The 16,935-nt window shown below is 67.1% G+C and carries 18 protein-coding genes; 4 read left to right on the top strand and 14 right to left on the bottom strand.

Features of this window, described 5'->3' with window-relative positions; genetic code table 11:
* Window positions 1–36: 36 nt before the first annotated feature.
* Window positions 37–507, top strand: coding sequence for a tRNA (uridine(34)/cytosine(34)/5-carboxymethylaminomethyluridine(34)-2'-O)-methyltransferase TrmL (trmL, locus tag AC3WL8_RS08510; RefSeq protein WP_211980660.1), 471 nt, complete (start codon window positions 37–39; stop codon window positions 505–507).
* Between the two features lie 16 nt (window positions 508–523).
* Here the strand turns inward: trmL and AC3WL8_RS08505 are convergent, their stop codons facing one another.
* From AC3WL8_RS08505 to AC3WL8_RS08485, 5 genes are all read right to left on the bottom strand, one after another.
* Complete coding sequence (locus AC3WL8_RS08505; RefSeq protein ID WP_013955432.1) at window positions 524–1,501, bottom strand: Bug family tripartite tricarboxylate transporter substrate binding protein; 978 nt, start codon at window positions 1,499–1,501, stop codon at window positions 524–526.
* Between the two features lie 36 nt (window positions 1,502–1,537).
* Window positions 1,538–2,554: an NAD(P)H-dependent glycerol-3-phosphate dehydrogenase gene (locus tag AC3WL8_RS08500; RefSeq protein WP_492378144.1), complete on the bottom strand. Its 1,017-nt coding sequence runs from the start codon at window positions 2,552–2,554 to the stop codon at window positions 1,538–1,540.
* A 104-nt stretch (window positions 2,555–2,658) separates the two neighbouring features.
* On the bottom strand, window positions 2,659–3,177 hold the full coding sequence (secB, locus tag AC3WL8_RS08495) for a protein-export chaperone SecB (protein WP_010814828.1): 519 nt from the start codon (window positions 3,175–3,177) through the stop codon (window positions 2,659–2,661).
* A gap of 200 nt (window positions 3,178–3,377) precedes the next feature.
* Window positions 3,378–3,635, bottom strand: a complete 258-nt coding sequence (gene grxC, locus AC3WL8_RS08490; RefSeq protein WP_013955430.1) for a glutaredoxin 3 — start codon at window positions 3,633–3,635, stop codon at window positions 3,378–3,380.
* An 83-nt stretch (window positions 3,636–3,718) separates the two neighbouring features.
* The gene (locus AC3WL8_RS08485) at window positions 3,719–4,132 is read right to left on the bottom strand and encodes a rhodanese-like domain-containing protein (protein ID WP_041227714.1); all 414 of its coding nucleotides are present in this window, start codon (window positions 4,130–4,132) and stop codon (window positions 3,719–3,721) included.
* A gap of 188 nt (window positions 4,133–4,320) precedes the next feature.
* Here AC3WL8_RS08485 and gpmA point away from each other — a divergent pair, with 188 nt between their 5' ends.
* From gpmA to AC3WL8_RS08470, 3 genes are all read left to right on the top strand, one after another.
* Window positions 4,321–5,067, top strand: a complete 747-nt coding sequence (gene gpmA / locus AC3WL8_RS08480) for a 2,3-diphosphoglycerate-dependent phosphoglycerate mutase (RefSeq protein WP_010814831.1) — start codon at window positions 4,321–4,323, stop codon at window positions 5,065–5,067.
* A gap of 179 nt (window positions 5,068–5,246) precedes the next feature.
* On the top strand, window positions 5,247–6,854 hold the full coding sequence (locus AC3WL8_RS08475) for a S41 family peptidase (RefSeq protein ID WP_013955428.1): 1,608 nt from the start codon (window positions 5,247–5,249) through the stop codon (window positions 6,852–6,854).
* 166 nt (window positions 6,855–7,020) lie between these two features.
* A complete protein-coding gene (locus AC3WL8_RS08470; protein WP_211980658.1) occupies window positions 7,021–7,794 on the top strand; it encodes a HesA/MoeB/ThiF family protein in 774 nt (257 codons plus the stop codon).
* Window positions 7,795–7,803: 9 nt separating this feature from the next.
* On the opposite strand, the gene mnmH is transcribed toward AC3WL8_RS08470, so the two are convergent.
* The 9 genes from mnmH to AC3WL8_RS08425 form a co-directional block, all read right to left on the bottom strand.
* Window positions 7,804–8,907, bottom strand: a complete 1,104-nt coding sequence (mnmH, locus tag AC3WL8_RS08465) for a tRNA 2-selenouridine(34) synthase MnmH (protein ID WP_153953191.1) — start codon at window positions 8,905–8,907, stop codon at window positions 7,804–7,806.
* Window positions 8,908–9,098: 191 nt separating this feature from the next.
* Window positions 9,099–9,578 carry a bacterioferritin gene (gene bfr / locus AC3WL8_RS08460; protein ID WP_013955425.1) on the bottom strand — a complete coding sequence of 160 codons (480 nt, stop codon included), beginning with the start codon at window positions 9,576–9,578 and terminating at the stop codon, window positions 9,099–9,101.
* 126 nt (window positions 9,579–9,704) lie between these two features.
* Window positions 9,705–10,010, bottom strand: coding sequence for a (2Fe-2S)-binding protein (locus tag AC3WL8_RS08455; protein WP_041227713.1), 306 nt, complete (start codon window positions 10,008–10,010; stop codon window positions 9,705–9,707).
* Between the two features lie 214 nt (window positions 10,011–10,224).
* Window positions 10,225–11,997 (bottom strand): phosphoenolpyruvate--protein phosphotransferase, encoded by a 1,773-nt coding sequence (gene ptsP / locus AC3WL8_RS08450; protein ID WP_153953190.1) that lies wholly within the window; start codon window positions 11,995–11,997, stop codon window positions 10,225–10,227.
* Between the two features lie 49 nt (window positions 11,998–12,046).
* Window positions 12,047–12,316, bottom strand: a complete 270-nt coding sequence (locus AC3WL8_RS08445; RefSeq protein WP_010814838.1) for an HPr family phosphocarrier protein — start codon at window positions 12,314–12,316, stop codon at window positions 12,047–12,049.
* Window positions 12,285–12,740, bottom strand: coding sequence for a PTS sugar transporter subunit IIA (locus AC3WL8_RS08440; protein WP_013955422.1), 456 nt, complete (start codon window positions 12,738–12,740; stop codon window positions 12,285–12,287). Before AC3WL8_RS08440 ends, AC3WL8_RS08445 begins: the two co-directional genes overlap by 32 nt.
* A 67-nt stretch (window positions 12,741–12,807) precedes the next feature.
* Complete coding sequence (gene gshB / locus AC3WL8_RS08435; protein WP_211980657.1) at window positions 12,808–13,776, bottom strand: glutathione synthase; 969 nt, start codon at window positions 13,774–13,776, stop codon at window positions 12,808–12,810.
* 8 nt (window positions 13,777–13,784) lie between these two features.
* Window positions 13,785–15,080, bottom strand: a complete 1,296-nt coding sequence (gene gshA / locus AC3WL8_RS08430) for a glutamate--cysteine ligase (RefSeq protein WP_013955420.1) — start codon at window positions 15,078–15,080, stop codon at window positions 13,785–13,787.
* Window positions 15,081–15,629: 549 nt separating this feature from the next.
* Window positions 15,630–16,935, bottom strand: a 1,306-nt coding sequence (locus AC3WL8_RS08425) for an ammonium transporter (protein ID WP_492378143.1), incomplete at its 5' end; no start/stop codon positions are given.

Below are 16,935 nucleotides of genomic sequence, written 5' to 3'. Positions count from 1 at the left end.
GACGAAGGGCGCAGCGCGCCCGCCATCCCCTGCATCATGTTCAATGTCGTCCTGGTCGAACCGGAAATCCCGCCCAATACCGGCAATGTGATCCGCCTGTGCGCCAACACCGGCGCGCAGTTGCACCTGGTCAAACCCCTGGGCTTTCCGCTGGAAGACGCGCGCATGCGCCGCGCGGGACTGGATTACCACGAGTACGCCACCATGCGCGTGCATGAAAGCTGGGACGCGCTCATGGCCAGCGAGCAGCCCGACCCGGCGCGCATGTTCGCGCTGACCACGCGCGGCTCGACGCCGTTCGGCCAGATGGCGTTCCGGCCCGGGGACTGGTTCGTGTTCGGTTCCGAGACGCGCGGGCTATCACCGGAGCGGCGCGACTGGTTCCCGCCCGCGCAGCGCATCCGGCTGCCGATGCGGCCCGACAACCGCAGCCTGAACCTGTCGAACACGGTCGCCGTGGTGGTGTTCGAGGCGTGGCGCCAGAACGGGTTCGAAGGCGGCAGCTGAGCCGCCCGGCCAGCGCCTACTCCGGCTGCACGCCAGCGGCGCGGATCACCTTGTCCCAGCGTGCCTTCTCGCTCACCATGGTCTGGCGCAGCGAGGCTGGCGCGGTACCGGCCGGCACGAAATACTGCGCGCGCATCTTGTCGCGCACGTCGGCGCTGCCGATGATCGCCACCAGCTCGCGGTAGAGCCGGTCGATCACAGCCTGCGGCGTGCCCGCCGGCGCCAGCACCGCCTGCCAGGAAATCGCCTCGAAGCCCGGGTAGCCGGATTCCGCCACCGTCGGCACCGACGGCAACACCGCCGTGCGCCCCGTGGTGGTCACGGCCAGCACGCGCAGCTTGCCCGCGTTGACCTGCGGCATCGCGATCGCCGGCACCATGAAGCCCGCCTGCACCTGCCCGCCCACCATCGCCGTGGTGATCTGCGGGAAGCCGGGGTACGGCACGTGCTGCAGGTCGATGCCCGCCATCGCCTTCAGTTGCTCCATCGCCAGGTGCGAGGCGCTGCCGTTGCCGGGCGAGCCATAGTTCAGCTCAGCCGGCTTCGACCGTGCCAGCGCGACGAACTCGCGCAGGTTGTGCACCGGCAGGCGCGCATCCACCACCAGCACGTTGGGCGAGGTCGCCACCAGCGTGACCGGCGCCAGCTGGCGGAACGGGTCGTAGTTCAGGTTGCGCGACAGCGTCGGCGCGGTCACCAGCGGGCCGTTGATGGTGAACAGCAGCGTATAGCCATCGGGGGCGGCGCGCGCCACCATGCCGGTGCCGATATTGCCGCCGGCGCCGGGACGGTTTTCCACCACCACCGGCTGGCCCAGCGCGGCGGCCAGCTTTTCGGTCACGATGCGCGCGATCAAGTCGGGCGACGAGCCCGGCGGGAACGGCACCACCATGCGGATCGGCCGCGCGGGCCAGGGTTGGGCGAAGACGCTGCCGGAAGTCCCGGCAGCGCAGGCAGCCGCCAGCGCGATCAGCGCTTGTCGTCGTGTGGGCATGCGGTGCAGAGGATCAGAAGGTGGATACGCGGGTAGTCATTCGTCGCGCGCGTCGCGCTGCAGCAGCTGCGCCACCGCATCGGCGGCGCTCAGCCCGTCGAACAGCACCGCGCAGACCGCGCGAGCGATCGGCATCTCGACGCCGTGCGTGGCGGCCAGCTCGACCACCGCATGGGCGCAGCGCACGCCTTCGGCGACGTGGCCCAGCCCGGCCAGGATCTGCTCCAGGCTCTGCCCCGCCGCCAGCTGCTGGCCGACCTTGCGGTTGCGCGACAGGTCGCCGGTGGCGGTCAGGATCAGGTCGCCCACGCCGGCCAGGCCCATGAAGGTCTCGACCCGGCCGCCCAGCGCCAGCCCCAGGCGCGTCATCTCGGCCAGCCCGCGCGTCACCAGCGCGGCGCGCGCGTTCAGGCCCAGGCCCAGCCCGTCGCTGGCGCCAGTGGCAATGGCCAGCACGTTCTTGACCGCACCGCCGACTTCCACGCCGGTCAGGTCGTCGCTGCCGTAGATGCGCATCGCGTGATGGTGGAAAGCCGCCTGCGCGCGTTCGGCCAGCGACGGCTCGTTGCCCGCCACGGTCAGCGCGCACGGCAGCCCCAGCGCCACCTCGCGCGCGAAGCTGGGGCCGGTCAGCACGCCGTAGGCAAAGCCCTCGGTGCGCCCGGCGGCATCGAGCTCGGCCCGCACCATCTGGTGCGGCAGCAGGTGGGTGCCGGACTCGAAGCCCTTGCACAACCACAGCATAGACACCGGCCTGGCGCTGCGCGCGGCCAGCCGGCGCGTCATCTCGCGCAAGCCCGCCACCGGCGTTGCCACCACCACAATGCCGTCGGCATCGTCGGCGGCATGCGCCACGGCCTGCTCGAAATCCGCCTGCACCGCCAGCCGCCCGGACAGCGTCACGCCGGGCAGGTAGGCGGCGTTCTCACGCGTGGCCGCAATCGCCGCGAGCTGCGCGGGATCGCGTCCCCACAGCACCACGTCGTTGGTGGCCGCGGCATGGCTGGCGAGGGCGGTGCCCCAGGCACCGGCACCGAGGAAGGTCAGTTTCATGGCAGCTCGAACAGAAGATGGCGCGGAGGTTCACGCCACCGATGGTAGTCCAAAGTCGAAACGGGGCCGCAGCCCCGTTTCGATGATGGCTCAGGCCGCCGGAATCAGTGGCGGGCCTGGCTGCCGTCGGGCATCACGATGCCGCTGTTGCCGCCTTCGGCACCCTGGGCTTCTTCCATGGCGGCCTGCAGGCGTTGCTCATACAGCGCCTGGAAGTTGATTTCCGACAGGTGGATGGCCTGGAAGCCGGCGCGGGTGATCACGTCAGCGATATTGCCGCGCAGGTACGGGTACAGGATGGTCGGGCAGGCGATGCCCAGCAGCGGGTCCAGCTGCTCCACCGGCACGTTGCGGATATCGAAGATGCCGGCCTGGTGCGCTTCCACTAGGAAGGCAACCTTGTCCTGCACCTTGGTCGTCACGGTGCCCGTCACCACCACCTCGAAGATCCCTTCCTGCAGCTGCGAAGCGCCGACGTTGACCTGCACTTCCACCGACGGGGCTTCCGATTCCAGGAAGATGCCGGGCGAATTGGGCTGCTCCAGCGACATGTCTTTCAGGTAGACGCGCTGGATGTTGAAGAAGGGTTGATCGTCCTGCTGGGTGTTTTGCTGGTCGCTCATGAAAGGCTTCCGGGAGGATGGGCTGGATGTGCATCGGGCGCGGCGGCCGCAGCCCTTGCGTCGTGCAAGGGTGGCCGGTGCCCGGTTGGAAAACGCATATGGTACATGACGCGGGTGGCGAATTCACCCGCGCCGGGGGTGTGCCGGAACCGGCCCGGCGCGGAATCAGACGATTCCGCGCCAGCGCCGGCGCAACCGGCTCAGGCAGCCAGCAACGGCACCAGGCCACCCTGGCGGTCCAGCGCCGAGAGGTCGTCGAAGCCGCCCACGTGGGTCTCGTCGATGTAGATCTGCGGCACGGTGCGGCGACCAGTACGGGCCATCATCTCTTCACGCTTGCCGGGTTCGCGGTCGATCAGGATCTTCTCGATCATTTCCACGCCCTTGGACTTGAGCAGGCGTTCAGCCATCAGGCAATACGGGCACACAACGGTGCTGTACATGACGACACGGGCCATGCGGGTTCTCCTTGAATGCAATGCGCGCGCAGCCCGGCCTGGCCGGGGGCGCGCTGTGACGGATACGGCGGTGCTGCCCGGGATTACTTCACCAGCGGCAGGCCTGCCTGCTGCCAGGCGGCGATGCCGCCCTCGAGCGCGTAGATCTCACTGTAACCGGCTTCCTTCAACGCTGCCTGGGCCTTGCCCGAGCGCTGGCCGGTCTGGCACACGACGATGATGGGGGCAGCCTTGTCCTTTGCAAGGCCGGCCGCGCGCGAGGGCAGGTCGGCCAGCGGCGCGCTCTTGGCTTGGGGCAGGTGACCCTTGGCATACTCGGCGGGCTCGCGGATGTCGACCACGACCGCGCCGCGCTTGTTGATCAGCTGGGTCGCGGCGGCCGTATTGACGGTCTTGCCGCGGGTGCTGCGCGAAATCGCGGGCCAGGCCAGCAGGCCGCCCGAGACCACGGCGAGGGCGATCAGAGCGAGGTTGTTGTAGTCGGCGAAGAAATTCACGTTGGCATTCCGGTAGGTTGGGTCGGCGGCATTATAAAATACGCGGTTTGGCGTCCAGGCCCTGCCGTCGCATGGCCATCCGCCATTGTCGCCTGTCTGAGACATGGGATGTCCACAAGGAACCCATCAGCCCCCTCCAGGTGACGGCGCGGACGCATGCAGGTTACCTACTCTCTGGAAGCAGCAGCATGTACAAGCTCGTCCTCATCCGCCACGGCGAATCCACGTGGAACCTTGAAAACCGCTTTACCGGCTGGGTCGACGTCGACCTGACCGAAACCGGCGCCGACCAGGCGCGCCAGGCCGGCAAGCTGCTCAAGGATGCCGGCCTGGGCTTTGACGTGGCCTATACCTCGGTGCTCAAGCGCGCCATCCGCACGCTGTGGCATGTGCAGGATGAAATGGACCTGATGTGGATCCCGGTGCGCAACGAATGGCGCCTGAACGAGCGCCACTACGGCGCGCTGGCCGGCCTGAACAAGGCAGAAACCGCCGCCAAGTTCGGCGACGAGCAGGTGCTGGTGTGGCGCCGCAGCTATGACACGCCGCCGCCCGCACTGGAGCCCACCGATCCGCGTGCCTCGTACGACGATCCGCGCTACGCCAATGTGCCGCGCAACGAGATCCCACTGACCGAGTGCCTGAAGGACACCGTGGCCCGCGTGATGCCGCTGTGGAACGAATCCATCGCCCCCGACATCCAATCCGGCAAGCGCGTGGTCATTGCCGCCCATGGCAACAGCATCCGCGCGCTGGTGAAATACCTGGACCAGATCTCGGATGACGATATCGTCGGACTCAATATCCCCAACGGCACCCCGCTCGTCTATGAGCTGGACGCCGACCTGCGCCCCCTGCGCCACTACTACCTGGGTGACCAGGACGCCATCGCCGCCTCGCTGGCGGCCGTGGCCAGCCAGGGCAAGGCACGCTGAAGCCGGCCCGGGCGGCCGCGCGCGGATGTGCGGCCGCCCACCCTGAGCCGGGACGGGACAGGCCCGTTTCACCACACGCACTTATACTGTCGGACAAACCGCCCGGCGCCGGGCGGCCGCAGCCGGCATAATCTCCCTACCGTACACCAGTACTTCGAGTACACGTTCAGGCAGCCCTCATGCGCAAGACGCTCAAGAACATCAGCCTAGTTTCTGTCGGCCTCGTCGCCGGCGTGCTCGCCACGCTGCAGATTTCGGCGACCGCCCAGAACTCATCGGGGCCCTTGCCGCTTGACCAGTTGCGGCTGATGGCCGATATCTTCGGGCAGATCAAGCGCGAGTACGTGGAGCCGGTCGATGACAAGAAACTGCTGACCGAAGCCATCAAGGGCATGGTCGCCAGCCTCGACCCGCATTCGTCCTACCTCGACGAGAAAGACTTCAAGGAACTGCAGGAAGGCACGCGCGGGCGCTTTGCCGGCCTGGGCATCGAGATCTCGCAGGAAGAAGGCCTGGTCAAGGTGATCAACCCGATCGAGGACACCCCGGCCTTCCGCGCCGGCATCCAGCCGGGCGACCTGATCACCCGCATCGACGACAAGCCCGTGCGCGGCCTGCCGCTGGAGCAGGCGGTCAAGCGCATGCGCGGCGAGCCCGGCACCAAGGTCACGCTGACCATCTACCGCAAGAGCGAGGAACGCACCTTCCCGGTCTCGATCACGCGCGCCGAAATCCGCGTGCAGTCGGTCAAGGCCAAGATGCTGGACAACAATATCGGCTGGATCCGCCTGACCAGCTTCCAGGAACGCACCATCTCCGACTTGTCCCGCAAGCTGGCCGAGCTGGCGCAGAAGAACCCCAACATGAAGGGCCTGGTGCTGGACCTGCGCAACAACGGCGGCGGCGTGCTGCAGGGCGCGGTCGGCGTGGCCGCGGCGTTCCTGCCGGAAGACGCCACGGTGGTATCCACCAACGGCCAGGTGCCCGATGCCAAGCGCGTGTACAAGGCGTCGTACAACAACTACCGCCTGTCGTCGCTGGAAGACGATCCGCTCAAGGGCCTGCCCGCGCTGTACAAGAAGATCCCGATGGTGGTGCTGACCAACGCCTACTCGGCCTCGGCCTCCGAGATCGTGGCCGGCGCGCTGCAGGATCATCACCGCGCGCAGATCATGGGCAAGACCACCTTCGGCAAGGGCTCGGTGCAGACCGTGCGCCCGCTGACCAACGACACCGGCATCAAGCTGACCATCGCGTACTACTACACGCCGAGCGGCAAGTCGATCCAGGCCAAGGGCATCCGTCCGGACATCCCGGTCGACCAGAACCCCGAAGGCGATCCAGACGACGCGCTGATCACGCGCGAGATCGACACCGAGCGCCACCTGCACAACAAGCAGGAATCGGAGGAGCCGGAAATGACCGAGCGCGAGCAGCGCCGCGTGGACGAGCTGCGCCGCCTGGAAGAAGAGAACGCGAAGAAGTCACCGGAAGAGCGCGAGAAGGACCGCCGCAAGAAGCCAGTGGAATTTGGCTCGGCCGAAGACTTCATGCTGCAGCAGGCCATCGCCCAGCTCAACGGCCAGCCGGTCAAGCGCTCCAAGTCGAAGCTGGAAACCAATCCGCCGGCCGACAACGGCAAGGCGGCAAAGCCCTCGGGCAAGAGCGGCGCCAAGGGCGCCAGCGCACCGGCAGCCAAGCCGGCGGCACCGGCCCCCGCCAAGCAGCCGCCAGCCAGCGCCCCGATCGGCGAGCCGCTGGGCACGCCGACGGGCAAGGCTCCCTGAAGCCGGGGCTTGCGCCACACCAGAAGCGGCCCTGCGGGGCCGCTTTTTTCATTCCCGCCCGCCCGGCATGGGAAAGCAACTTGGAGCACAATGCCAGGCGTGACCTGCCCGGCCCTGCCGCCCTCACCGCAACACGAAGCGCCGCACCAGCCCCGCGCCAGCCATCATGAACGACGACCAGAACGACGGCCTCAACGACGAACAACTGCTGCGCTACTCGCGCCACATCCTGCTGGACGAGCTCGGCATCGAGGGCCAGCGGCGCCTGCTTGCCGGCCATGCGCTGGTGATCGGCGCCGGCGGCCTGGGCGCGGCCGCGCTGCCGTTCCTGGCCTCGGCCGGGGTGGGCCGCATCACGGTGGTCGACAACGACGAAGTCGACCTGACCAACCTGCAGCGCCAGATCATCCACACCACCGCCAACGTGGGCCGTCCCAAGGTGGATTCGGCGCGCGAAGGCATGCTGCGCATCAACCCCGGGCTGGAGATCGTGACGGTGCCCGCGCGCGTGGGCGATGCAGAGCTTGACCAGCTCGTCGCCACGGCCGACGTGGTGCTCGACTGCTGCGACAACTTCGCTACGCGCCAGGCGGTCAACCGCGCCTGCGTGGGCCACAAGGTGCCGCTGGTGTCAGGCGCGGCGCTGCGTTTCGATGGCCAGATCAGCGTGTTCGACCGGCGCCAGCCCGACGCGCCCTGTTATGCCTGCCTGTTCCCGCCGGCCGAACCCGCGCCGGAAGTGGCCTGCGCCACCATGGGCGTGTTCGCGCCGCTGGTCGGCATGGTCGGCACGGTGCAGGCGGCCGAGGCGCTCAAGCTGCTCGCCGGTGTCGGCGAGAGCCTGGCGGGCCGGCTGCTGATGGTCAATGCGCTGTCGATGGAATGGACCACGATGCGGCTGGCACGTACGCCGGATTGCCCGGTCTGCGCCGGGCACTGAAGCCGAAGGCTAGTCCCGCTGCGCCGTGTGCGCCCGCAGCCAGTCGGTGACGGCGGCGCGGTCGCCGCGAAAGACGATGCGCGCCTCGTGCTGTTCGCGCTGGAAGGCGTACATCGGATCGTAGTACTCGCGCAGCAGCACGGCAATCCAGTCGCGGTGCAAATCCACCTCGCCCCGCTCCGCCTGCTGCGCCAGCGCCTGGTCCAGCAACGCTGACAGCTTGCCGTAGCGGGCGCCGCCCAGCCGCGGCGAGATCCCGGCCATGGCCTCGCGCAGGCGCGTGGCGTAGGCTTCGAAGCCTTCCGTGCTGCCCTTCTCGGCGATGAACTCCGCCGCCAGCCCTTGAACATAGTCGCGCAGCACGCGCTCCACGCGTTCATCGAACGACGCGTCCAGCCACACCAGCGGGCTGGCCTGCATGCGCTGCGTCAGCGCCTGCGGCACGTCGCGGCTGCCGATATAGCGGCCCTCGTCCTCCACCACCAGCGCGCGCCAGCCTGCGTCAATATGCCGCAGTACGTCGATGGCCAGTGCGTTCTCGAAATCGATCTGCGGCGGTTGCGCCAGCGCGCGCCGCCCGAAGGCCGAGCCGCGGTGCCGCGCATGGCCTTCGAGGTCGATCGCGGCGGGCACGTCGGCCAGCACATCGGTCTTGCCGCTGCCGGTCAGGCCGCCCAGCACGAACCACTGCTGCTCCGCCGCCGCAGCATCGGTGGTCTCGATCAGAAAGCCGCGCATCGCCTTGTAGCCGCCAGTCACGCGGGGGTAATCGACACCGGCCGCGTGCAGCCATTGCTGCACCAGCTGCGAGCGCAGCCCGCCGCGGAAGCAATACAGGTAGCCGTCCGGATGCGCGCGCGCAAACTCCGCCCAGGCTGCGATCCGCGCCGCCTTGCGCAGGCCCGACACCAGCTGGTGGCCAAGTTCGATTGCCGCCTGCTGGCCCTTCTGCGCATAGCACAGACCCACCTCATGGCGCTCGGCATCGTCCATCAGCGGCAGGTTGACCGCGCCGGGGAAGGCCCCGCGCGCGAATTCCAGCGGCGCGCGCACGTCAAGCATGGCCACGCCGCTGAGGAACAGGGTGCGGAAGTCCGCGGTGTCAGGGCGCATCACTGGTCATAGGGTGAGTTCCGCGCGGCGCCGTGGCGGGACAGGAGCCTTTGCCCGCCAGCGACGCCTGGATGAAGACAGGAATTGGAATGAGAAGGGTTACTGCCAACAGGCGAGCAAAACGGCGATGCCGAATGGCGCCGCGCGCTGGGGCGGGCCGCTCATCGAGAGCGGCCACGCCGGAGACCGGCTTATTGCTCGCCCGGCTCCAACTGCGACTGCAGGTAGTTCTGCAGCCCAACCTTGTCGATCAGGTCCAGCTGCGTTTCCAGGTATTCGATATGTTCCTCCGTATCGGTGAGGATATCGACCAGGATTTCGCGGCTGACGTAATCGCCCACGGATTCGCAGTAGGCGATGCCTTCCTTGACGGTGGCGTGCGCGGTCTGCTCGAGCTTCAGGTCGCACTTGAGCATTTCGGGCGTGTCTTCGCCGAGCAGCAGCTTGTGCAGGTCCTGCAGGTTGGGCAGGCCGTCCAGCATCAGGATGCGCTCGATCAGGCGGTCGGCGTGCTTCATTTCGCCGATCGATTCCTTGTACTCCACCTCGCCGAGCTTCTTCAGGCCCCAGTGGCGATACATGCGGGCGTGCAGGAAATACTGGTTGATCGCGGTCAGCTCGTTCTTGAGCTGGGCGTTCAGATGCTGGATGACCTTCTTGTCACCTTTCATTGGCGGCTCCTGTTGCACCGGGCCCGCGCAAAAACACGAAACGGCGCCAATGGCGCCGTGCAGTCAGTGAAAAAGGAAAAAGCGCAAAAGCGCGCCGTGAACCGGATCTTCAGTTCATGGGCGCGTTCAGGCCACCAGCGCCTTGCGCTGGTCGTTCGCGACTGCCGGGTCCCGAGTGTCCATTATGGTACATGGGCCCGATGCGGAACAGGAAGAAATCTCCACAACCTGGATGTTGGCGAGGGTCGCCACGGTGACGTTGCGCACCGCTGCCACGCCTTCCTGCAACACCTGCTGCGCGCAGTCGCGGCAGCGGCCGCAGCACGTGCCGACACCAAGCGTTTCGGCCAGTTCGTCGAGGGTTTCGATGCCCAGGTGCGCAGCACCGTGAATCTCACGATCGGTGATCTGGTTGCAGATACAGACGTACACAACTCCCTCCTGTGGGACGCGTGGCACCGGCATGCCACTGCGAATGAACGTCAGAATATCAGAGATCAATAATGATAACAATTCCCATTAAGCCACATAGGAAGAGGTCGGGTAGACGCCACAGGATGCAAAAAGAAGGCGGCTGAGGCGGCACTTTCCAGCTTATTAAAGTGCTGCATCAGCCGCCCTGCTGCACCAGAAAACCCTGTTGGCTTTATGGTCGTGCCAGCTGCCGCAAAGCGGTCGCCTGCTCCTCCGGATCGTAGGCCTGCAGGACCTGGTCGACCAACGGCTCGAGCCGTTCGCAGTGGGCATGCAGGATCTCCTGCTTGACCCGCAGCAGCTGCGCCGGGTGCATCGAGAACTCGCGCAGCCCCATGCCCAGCAGCAGCCGGGTCATGGACGGGTCGCCCGCCATTTCGCCGCACACGGCCACCGGCACGCCGGCGCGGTTGGCCTCGCGGATGGTGCGCGCCACCAGCTGCAGCACCGCCGGGTGCAGCGGGTCGAACAGGTGCGCCACCGCGTTGTCGGCGCGGTCGATGGCCAGCGTGTACTGGATCAGGTCGTTGGTGCCGATGGACAGGAAGTCCATCTTGCGCAGGAACAGCGGCAGCAGCAGCACCGCCGCCGGGATCTCGATCATGGCACCGACCTTCATGCCCGGATCGTAGGCCTCGCCGCGCTCGTCGAGCTGGCGCTTGGCCTTGGCGATCAGCGCCAGGGTCTGGTCGATCTCGCTGGCGTGCGCAAGCATCGGCACCAGCAGCCGCACCGGGCCGAAGGCCGAAGCCCGCAGCAGCGCGCGCAGCTGGGTCAGGAACATGCCCGGCTCGGACAGCGACCAGCGGATCGCGCGCAGACCCAGCGCCGGGTTCAGCGCGGTCTCGAAGTCATCGCTGCGGCCGTCGCCCCGGGCATCGAGCGGCTTGTCGGCGCCGATGTCGATGGTGCGGATGGTCACCGGCAGCCCGTGCATGGCATCGACCGCGCCGCGATAGGCCTGGAACTGCTCGTCTTCGCCCGGCAGCTCGTCGCGCCGGTTCATGAACAGGAATTCAGAGCGGAACAGGCCCACGCCGACCGCGCCGGCCGACAGCGCCGCGCCGGCATCCTCGGCCATCTCGATATTGGCCAGCAGGTCGATCTCCAGCCCGTCCAGCGTCACCGCCGGGGTATGCCGCAGCCGCTGCAGGCGCTTCTTTTCCAGCGCGCGCTCGCTCTGCCGGTGGCGGTACTCTTCCAGGATGATGGCGGTCGGGTCGACGATCACCAGCCCGGCATCGCCATCGATGATGATCCAGTCGTCCTGGCGGATCAGCTCGCTCGCGCTCTGCACGCCGACCGCGGCCGGGATGTCCAGGCTGCGCGCGACGATGGCGGTATGCGAGGTGCGCCCGCCCATGTCGGTGACGAAGCCGTGGAAGATCGTATGGCGGAACTGCAGCATGTCGGCCGGGGAGATATCGTGGGCCACCACGATCACCCCGGTCGCGGCCTCGCCGTCGGCGGCCAGCGCCGGTACCGGCGCTGGCACCAGCACCGGGGCCCCGGCCAGCGCCTTCAGGATGCGCTCGACCACCTGCCGGATATCGGTCTTGCGCTCGCGCAGGTATTCATCCTCGATCTCGTCGAACTGGCGCATCAGCTCTTCGAGGCGCGTGGTAAGTGCCCACTCCGCGTTGTAGCGCCGGCCCCGGATCAGGGCCTCGGGCTCGCGCGCCAGCGCCTCGTCGTCGAGGATCATCGCGTGCACGTCCAGGAACGCGCCCAGCTCCTCGGGCGCGTCACGCGGCAGGTCGCGCTTGAGCGCGACCAGTTCCGCGCGCACCGCGGCGCGCGCGGCGCGCAGCCGTTCGACCTCGGCGTCGAGCTGGTCTTCATCGACCAGGTAGTGCGACACATCCAGCGCCGCGGGCGCAAGCAGGTGCGCGCGCCCGATGGCGACGCCGCGCGAGACCGGGATGCCGTGCAGGGCGAAAGGCATGTACCGCTCCGTCAGGAACGTTTAAGAATTCGGGTCGAGGCCGCCGGCCTCACTCTCCCTCGCCAAAGCGGTTGGCGATCAGCGCCAGCAGCGCGTCCATCGCCTCCTGCTCGTCGGGTCCGTCGGTCTCGAGGGTCACCGTCGAGCCGATCCCGGCGGCCAGCATCATGACGCCCATGATGCTCTTGGCGTCGACCTGGCGACCATTGCGGGACATCTTGACCTGGCTGACAAAGTTGCCGGCGAGCTGGGTCAGCTTGGCGGACGCGCGTGCATGCAGTCCAAGCTTATTGATGATGGTGGTGTCCCTCTGCAGCATATTTGTCGGGATGGTTTGCGGTTTGGTTCTGGACAGTCGTGGTGCCGACCTGCAGTACACCCTGCGAGCCGCCGGCCAGGGCCTTGGTGGCCAGCTGGTCGAGCTTTTCGCCCCGGTAGCAGATCGCGCGCACGAGCATGGGAAGGTTGACGCCGGCCAGCACGCGCACGCGGCCCGGCTCGGCCAGGCGTGCGGCGATATTGGCGGGGGTGGCGCCGAAGATATCGGTGAGGACCAGCGCGCCGTTGTCTTCGCAGATGGCAGCCAGCCGGCGCCTGGCCTCGGCCAGCACGACGGCGGGATCGGCATCGGGAAGGACGTCGATGGCTTCCAGCCGCTGCGGCTGGCCGCAGTAGACGTGGGCGGCGCAATCGCGCAGGGCCGAAGCCAGCGGCGTGTGCGCGATGATCAGAATGCCTGCCATGATGGTGAATCCGTTGGATTGCCCCGATTGTAGCAGGCGGCCCCCGCGCTCCCGCTGCCGGCCCGGCTCAGCGGCCGGCAGCGTCGACGGCGTGCTCCAGCGCGTCGATGAACATCGCCGCCACATGGAAACCGGTTTGCTGGGTGATCTCCTGAAAACAGGTCGGACTCGTCACATTGACCTCGGTCAGGTAGTCGCCGATGACGTCCAGGCCCACCAGCAGCAGGCCCTGCTCCCACAGCCCCGGCGCCAGTGCTTCGGCGATCTCGCGGTCGCGGGTGCTCAGTTCCTGCGCGCGGCCGGTGCCGCCGGCAGCCAGGTTGCCGCGCACTTCGCCGGCCATCGGCACGCGCGCCAGCGAATACGGCACCGGCACGCCGCCGATCAGCAGGATGCGCTTGTCGCCGTCCTTGATCGCCGGGATATAGCGCTGCACCATCAGCGTGCGGGCGCCGTCGTGGCCCAGCGTCTCGACGATCGCGGCCAGGTTCATGCCGTCAGCGCCGACGCGGAACACCCCCATGCCGCCCATGCCGTCCAGCGGCTTGACGATGATGTCGCGATGCTCGGCGTGGAAGTCGCGGATGCGCGCCAGGTCGCGCGTGACCAGCGTCGGCGTGATGTATTCCGGGTACTGGGCAATGGCCAGCTTCTCGGAATGGTCGCGGATCGCGCGCGGCTTGTTGAACACGCGCGCGCCCTGCGACTCGGCCAGCTCCAGCAGCCAAGTGCTGGTGACGTACTCCATGTCGAAGGGCGGGTCCTTGCGCATCAGCACCGCGTCGAAGGCCGACAGCGGCTCCAGCGCGCTGTTGCCCTCGCGGTACCAGGCGCTGTGGTCGGCGTCGCTGGTCTCGCCGGTCAGGTGCAGGCGCGTGGCCACGGTCTCGACCGTGCGGCCGGACAGCGCCAGCTGCGCCTGCAGGCACCAGTACAGCTCGTGGCCGCGCGCGGCGGCCTCGGTCATCATGGCGTAGGTGGAGTCCTTGTAGGTCTTGAAGGTCTCCAGCGGGTCAGTGATGAAGAGGATGCGCATTGGGCTCGTCACAGGATCGGGTTCGGGTCGGTTTTCTCGAGTTCCAGCGACGCCGCCAGTAGCGCCAGCCGCGCCACCACGCCGTACATGTAGAACCGGTTGGGGACGGCCGCGCCGGGCTTGGCGTGGCTGTCAGGGATGCCGTTCGGGGCAAACGCCAGCGGCACGAAATGCATGCCCGGCGCGTTCAGGTTTTCGTCGTTGCCACGGCCCGTGTGCACGCGGTAGAAGCCGCCGACCACGTAGCGGTCGATCATGTACACCACCGGCTCGGCCACCGCTTCATTGACCTTCTCGAAGGTGTGCACGCCTTCCTGGATGATGACGTCGCTGACCTCCAGGCCTTCCTTGACGACGCTCATCTTGTTGCGCTCCTTCCGGTTCAGGCCCTTGACCTCGGACGGGTCGCGCACGGTCATGATGCCCATGCCGTAGGTGCCGGCATCGGCCTTGACTACCACGTACGGCGTCTCCTTGATGCCGTACTCGCGATACTTCTTGGCGATCTTCTTGAGCACGCCCTCGACCGCGTCGGCCAGTTCTTCCTCGCCCACGCGCTCGTGGAAGTCCACGCCGGAGCAGCGGGCGAAGTACGGGTTGACCATCCACTGGTCGATGTCAATCAGCTTGGCGAACTTCTTGGCCACCTCGTCATAGGCGGCAAAGTGGCTGCTCTTGCGGCGCGTGGACCAGCCGGCGTGCAGCGGCGGCAGCAGGTACTGCTCGTTGATGTTTTCCAGGATCGGCGGGATGCCGGCCGACAGGTCGTTGTTCAGCAGGATCGAACAGGGATCGAAGTCCTTCAGCCCCAGCCGGCGGCCCTTGGTGCCCAGGCGCGCCAGCGGCTCGACCACCAGGGTCTGGCCGTCGGGCAGCTCGATCGGGGTCGGTTCGGTGATTTCCTCGGAGAGCGAGCCCAGGCGCACGTTCAGGCCCGCCTGGCGCATGATCAGCGACAGCCGCGCCACGTTCTGCAGGTAGAACATGTTGCGGGTATGCCGCTCGGGGATCAGCAGCAGGTTCTTGGCGTCCGGGCAGATCTTCTCGATCGCCGCCATCGCCGCCTGCACCGCCAGCGGCAGCATTTCCGGGGCCAGGTTGTTGAAGCCGCCCGGGAACAGGTTGGTATCGACCGGCGCCAGCTTGAAGCCGGCATTGCGCAGGTCCACCGAGCAGTAGAACGGAGGGGTATGCTCCTGCCATTCCAGTCTGAACCAGCGCTCGATAGACGGCGTGGCGTCCAGGATCTTCTTTTCCAGTTCGAGCAGCGGACCGTTCAGCGCGGTGATGAGATGCGGGACCATATCCATCCTATAGATCGTCTTTATCGTTCGCCCCGATTGTAGAGGAACGGCCAACCAGGCGCTGGCACCCCCCCTTATAAGGATATGCACGGCCGGGCCTGAGGGATAACGATATGGGGATGGGCGGCGCGAAATAAAGAGCCGGCCGCACAGGCAAAAAAAAGCGCGGCGATGCCGCGCTCTTGAATGGCCTGACAGATACGGGGAGCGTTCTGCAGGTGGAGGAAACTGCCTCACTGGCAATGTATGTGCCCAGCACATTAAAGACAATTGAAGCTTTTTAAGATCGGAGTTAAGCACTTTGCGAAAAGCCCGCGCGGCGCGTGGGGGGATCGCCAGGCAGCCCTTGCCGGTACTCGGCTGGCGGGTTTTGCGAGGAGCTACGGGAGTCCTCCCCGAGCATGCGCAACACAAGTGGCTCGGCCACGCCTGACCGGCAAATGTCTGCAATCGCAGGCAATGCCAGAAAGAAAAAAGCCCGGCACACGGCCGGGCTAAAGCTCCTGAGAGAAGATTCCCAATCAGCTCTCCAGCACAACACTTTTGCGGTCAGACTTCATACGCGGTCTCGCCGTGCGAGGTGATATCCAGGCCCTCGCGCTCTTCGTCTTCCGGCACCCGCAGGCCGATCAGCATGTCCACCAGCTTGTAGGCCACGAAGGCGACCACGCCGGACCACACCACGGTGGTCAGCACGCCTTCGAACTGGATCCACAGCTGGCCGGCGATCGAATAGTCATCCGCCACCTTGTTGGTCACGTAGTCGTAGATGCCCGTGCCGCCCAGGCTGGGCGAGGCGAACACGCCGGTCAGCAGCGCCCCCAGGATGCCGCCCACGCCGTGCACGCCGAACACGTCCAGCGAGTCGTCCATGCCCAGCATGCGCTTCAGGCCGGTCACGCCCCACAGGCACAGCAGGCCAGCCAGCAGGCCGATCACGATCGAGCCCATCGGGCCGACGAAGCCGGCAGCCGGGGTAATCGCCACCAGGCCGGCCACCGCACCCGAGGCACCGCCCAGCATCGACGGCTTGCCCTTGCCGATCCACTCGCCGAAGGTCCACGCCAGCACCGCGGCGCAGGTGGCCAGCAGCGTGTTGACGAAGGCCAGTGCGGCCGAGCCGTTGGCTTCCAGCGCCGAGCCGGCGTTGAAGCCGAACCAGCCGAACCACAGCAGCGAAGCGCCGACCATGGTGAACGTCAGGCTGTGCGGACGTATCGCCTCGCGGCCGAAGCCGATGCGCTTGCCGAACATATAGGCACCCACCAGGCCAGCCACGGCGGCGTTGATATGCACCACGGTGCCGCCGGCGAAGTCGAGCGCGCCCTTCTGGAACAGCCAGCCCGACTTGGCGGTCGCGGCGGCGCCGGCAGCGGCGTCGGTGTAGGCGTCCGGACCCGGCCAGAACCAGACCATGTGGGCCATCGGGATGTAGGAGAAGGTGAACCACAGCACCACGAACACCAGCACGGCCGAGAACTTGGCGCGTTCGGCGAAGGCGCCGATGATCAGGCCGCAGGTGATGCAGGCGAAGGCGCACTGGAACGCGAAGTAGCCCAGTTCCGGCACCACCACGCCCTTGCTGAAGGTCGCCGCCACGGCCTCGACCGTCAGCCCCTTCATGAAGAGCCGGTCGGTGCCGCCGAAGAAGGCGTTACCCTCGGTGAAGGCAAAGCTGTAGCCGTAGATCGCCCACAGCAGCGCCACCAGCGAGAAGATCACCAGGCACTGCATCAGTACCGACAGCATGTTCTTGGAGCGCACCAGGCCGCCGTAGAACAGCGCCAGGCCGGGCAGCGTCATCAGGATCACGAAGGCGGTCGAGACCAGCAGCCAGGCGGTGTCGCCCTTGTTG

Source organism: Cupriavidus sp. FW305-F7 (genome assembly GCF_058782875.1).
This window is presented reverse-complemented; position numbering and strand designations above follow the sequence as displayed.

What these genes read in the sequence shown, in the direction of transcription:
- grxC (WP_013955430.1), bottom strand. Translation starts at nt 3,635, where the DNA reads ATGGCCCGTGTCGTCATGTACAGCACCGTTGTGTGCCCGTATTGCCTG.
- AC3WL8_RS08440 (WP_013955422.1), bottom strand. Translation starts at nt 12,740, where the DNA reads ATGGCAGGCATTCTGATCATCGCGCACACGCCGCTGGCTTCGGCCCTG.
- gshA (WP_013955420.1), bottom strand. Translation starts at nt 15,080, where the DNA reads ATGGTCCCGCATCTCATCACCGCGCTGAACGGTCCGCTGCTCGAACTG.
- mnmH (WP_153953191.1), bottom strand. Translation starts at nt 8,907, where the DNA reads ATGCGCCCTGACACCGCGGACTTCCGCACCCTGTTCCTCAGCGGCGTG.
- ptsP (WP_153953190.1), bottom strand. Translation starts at nt 11,997, where the DNA reads ATGCCTTTCGCCCTGCACGGCATCCCGGTCTCGCGCGGCGTCGCCATC.
- gpmA (WP_010814831.1), top strand. Translation starts at nt 4,321, where the DNA reads ATGTACAAGCTCGTCCTCATCCGCCACGGCGAATCCACGTGGAACCTT.
- AC3WL8_RS08445 (WP_010814838.1), bottom strand. Translation starts at nt 12,316, where the DNA reads ATGCTGCAGAGGGACACCACCATCATCAATAAGCTTGGACTGCATGCA.
- AC3WL8_RS08500 (WP_492378144.1), bottom strand. Translation starts at nt 2,554, where the DNA reads ATGAAACTGACCTTCCTCGGTGCCGGTGCCTGGGGCACCGCCCTCGCC.
- bfr (WP_013955425.1), bottom strand. Translation starts at nt 9,578, where the DNA reads ATGAAAGGTGACAAGAAGGTCATCCAGCATCTGAACGCCCAGCTCAAG.
- gshB (WP_211980657.1), bottom strand. Translation starts at nt 13,776, where the DNA reads ATGCGCATCCTCTTCATCACTGACCCGCTGGAGACCTTCAAGACCTAC.
- AC3WL8_RS08475 (WP_013955428.1), top strand. Translation starts at nt 5,247, where the DNA reads ATGCGCAAGACGCTCAAGAACATCAGCCTAGTTTCTGTCGGCCTCGTC.
- trmL (WP_211980660.1), top strand. Translation starts at nt 37, where the DNA reads ATGTTCAATGTCGTCCTGGTCGAACCGGAAATCCCGCCCAATACCGGC.
- AC3WL8_RS08470 (WP_211980658.1), top strand. Translation starts at nt 7,021, where the DNA reads ATGAACGACGACCAGAACGACGGCCTCAACGACGAACAACTGCTGCGC.
- AC3WL8_RS08505 (WP_013955432.1), bottom strand. Translation starts at nt 1,501, where the DNA reads ATGCCCACACGACGACAAGCGCTGATCGCGCTGGCGGCTGCCTGCGCT.
- secB (WP_010814828.1), bottom strand. Translation starts at nt 3,177, where the DNA reads ATGAGCGACCAGCAAAACACCCAGCAGGACGATCAACCCTTCTTCAAC.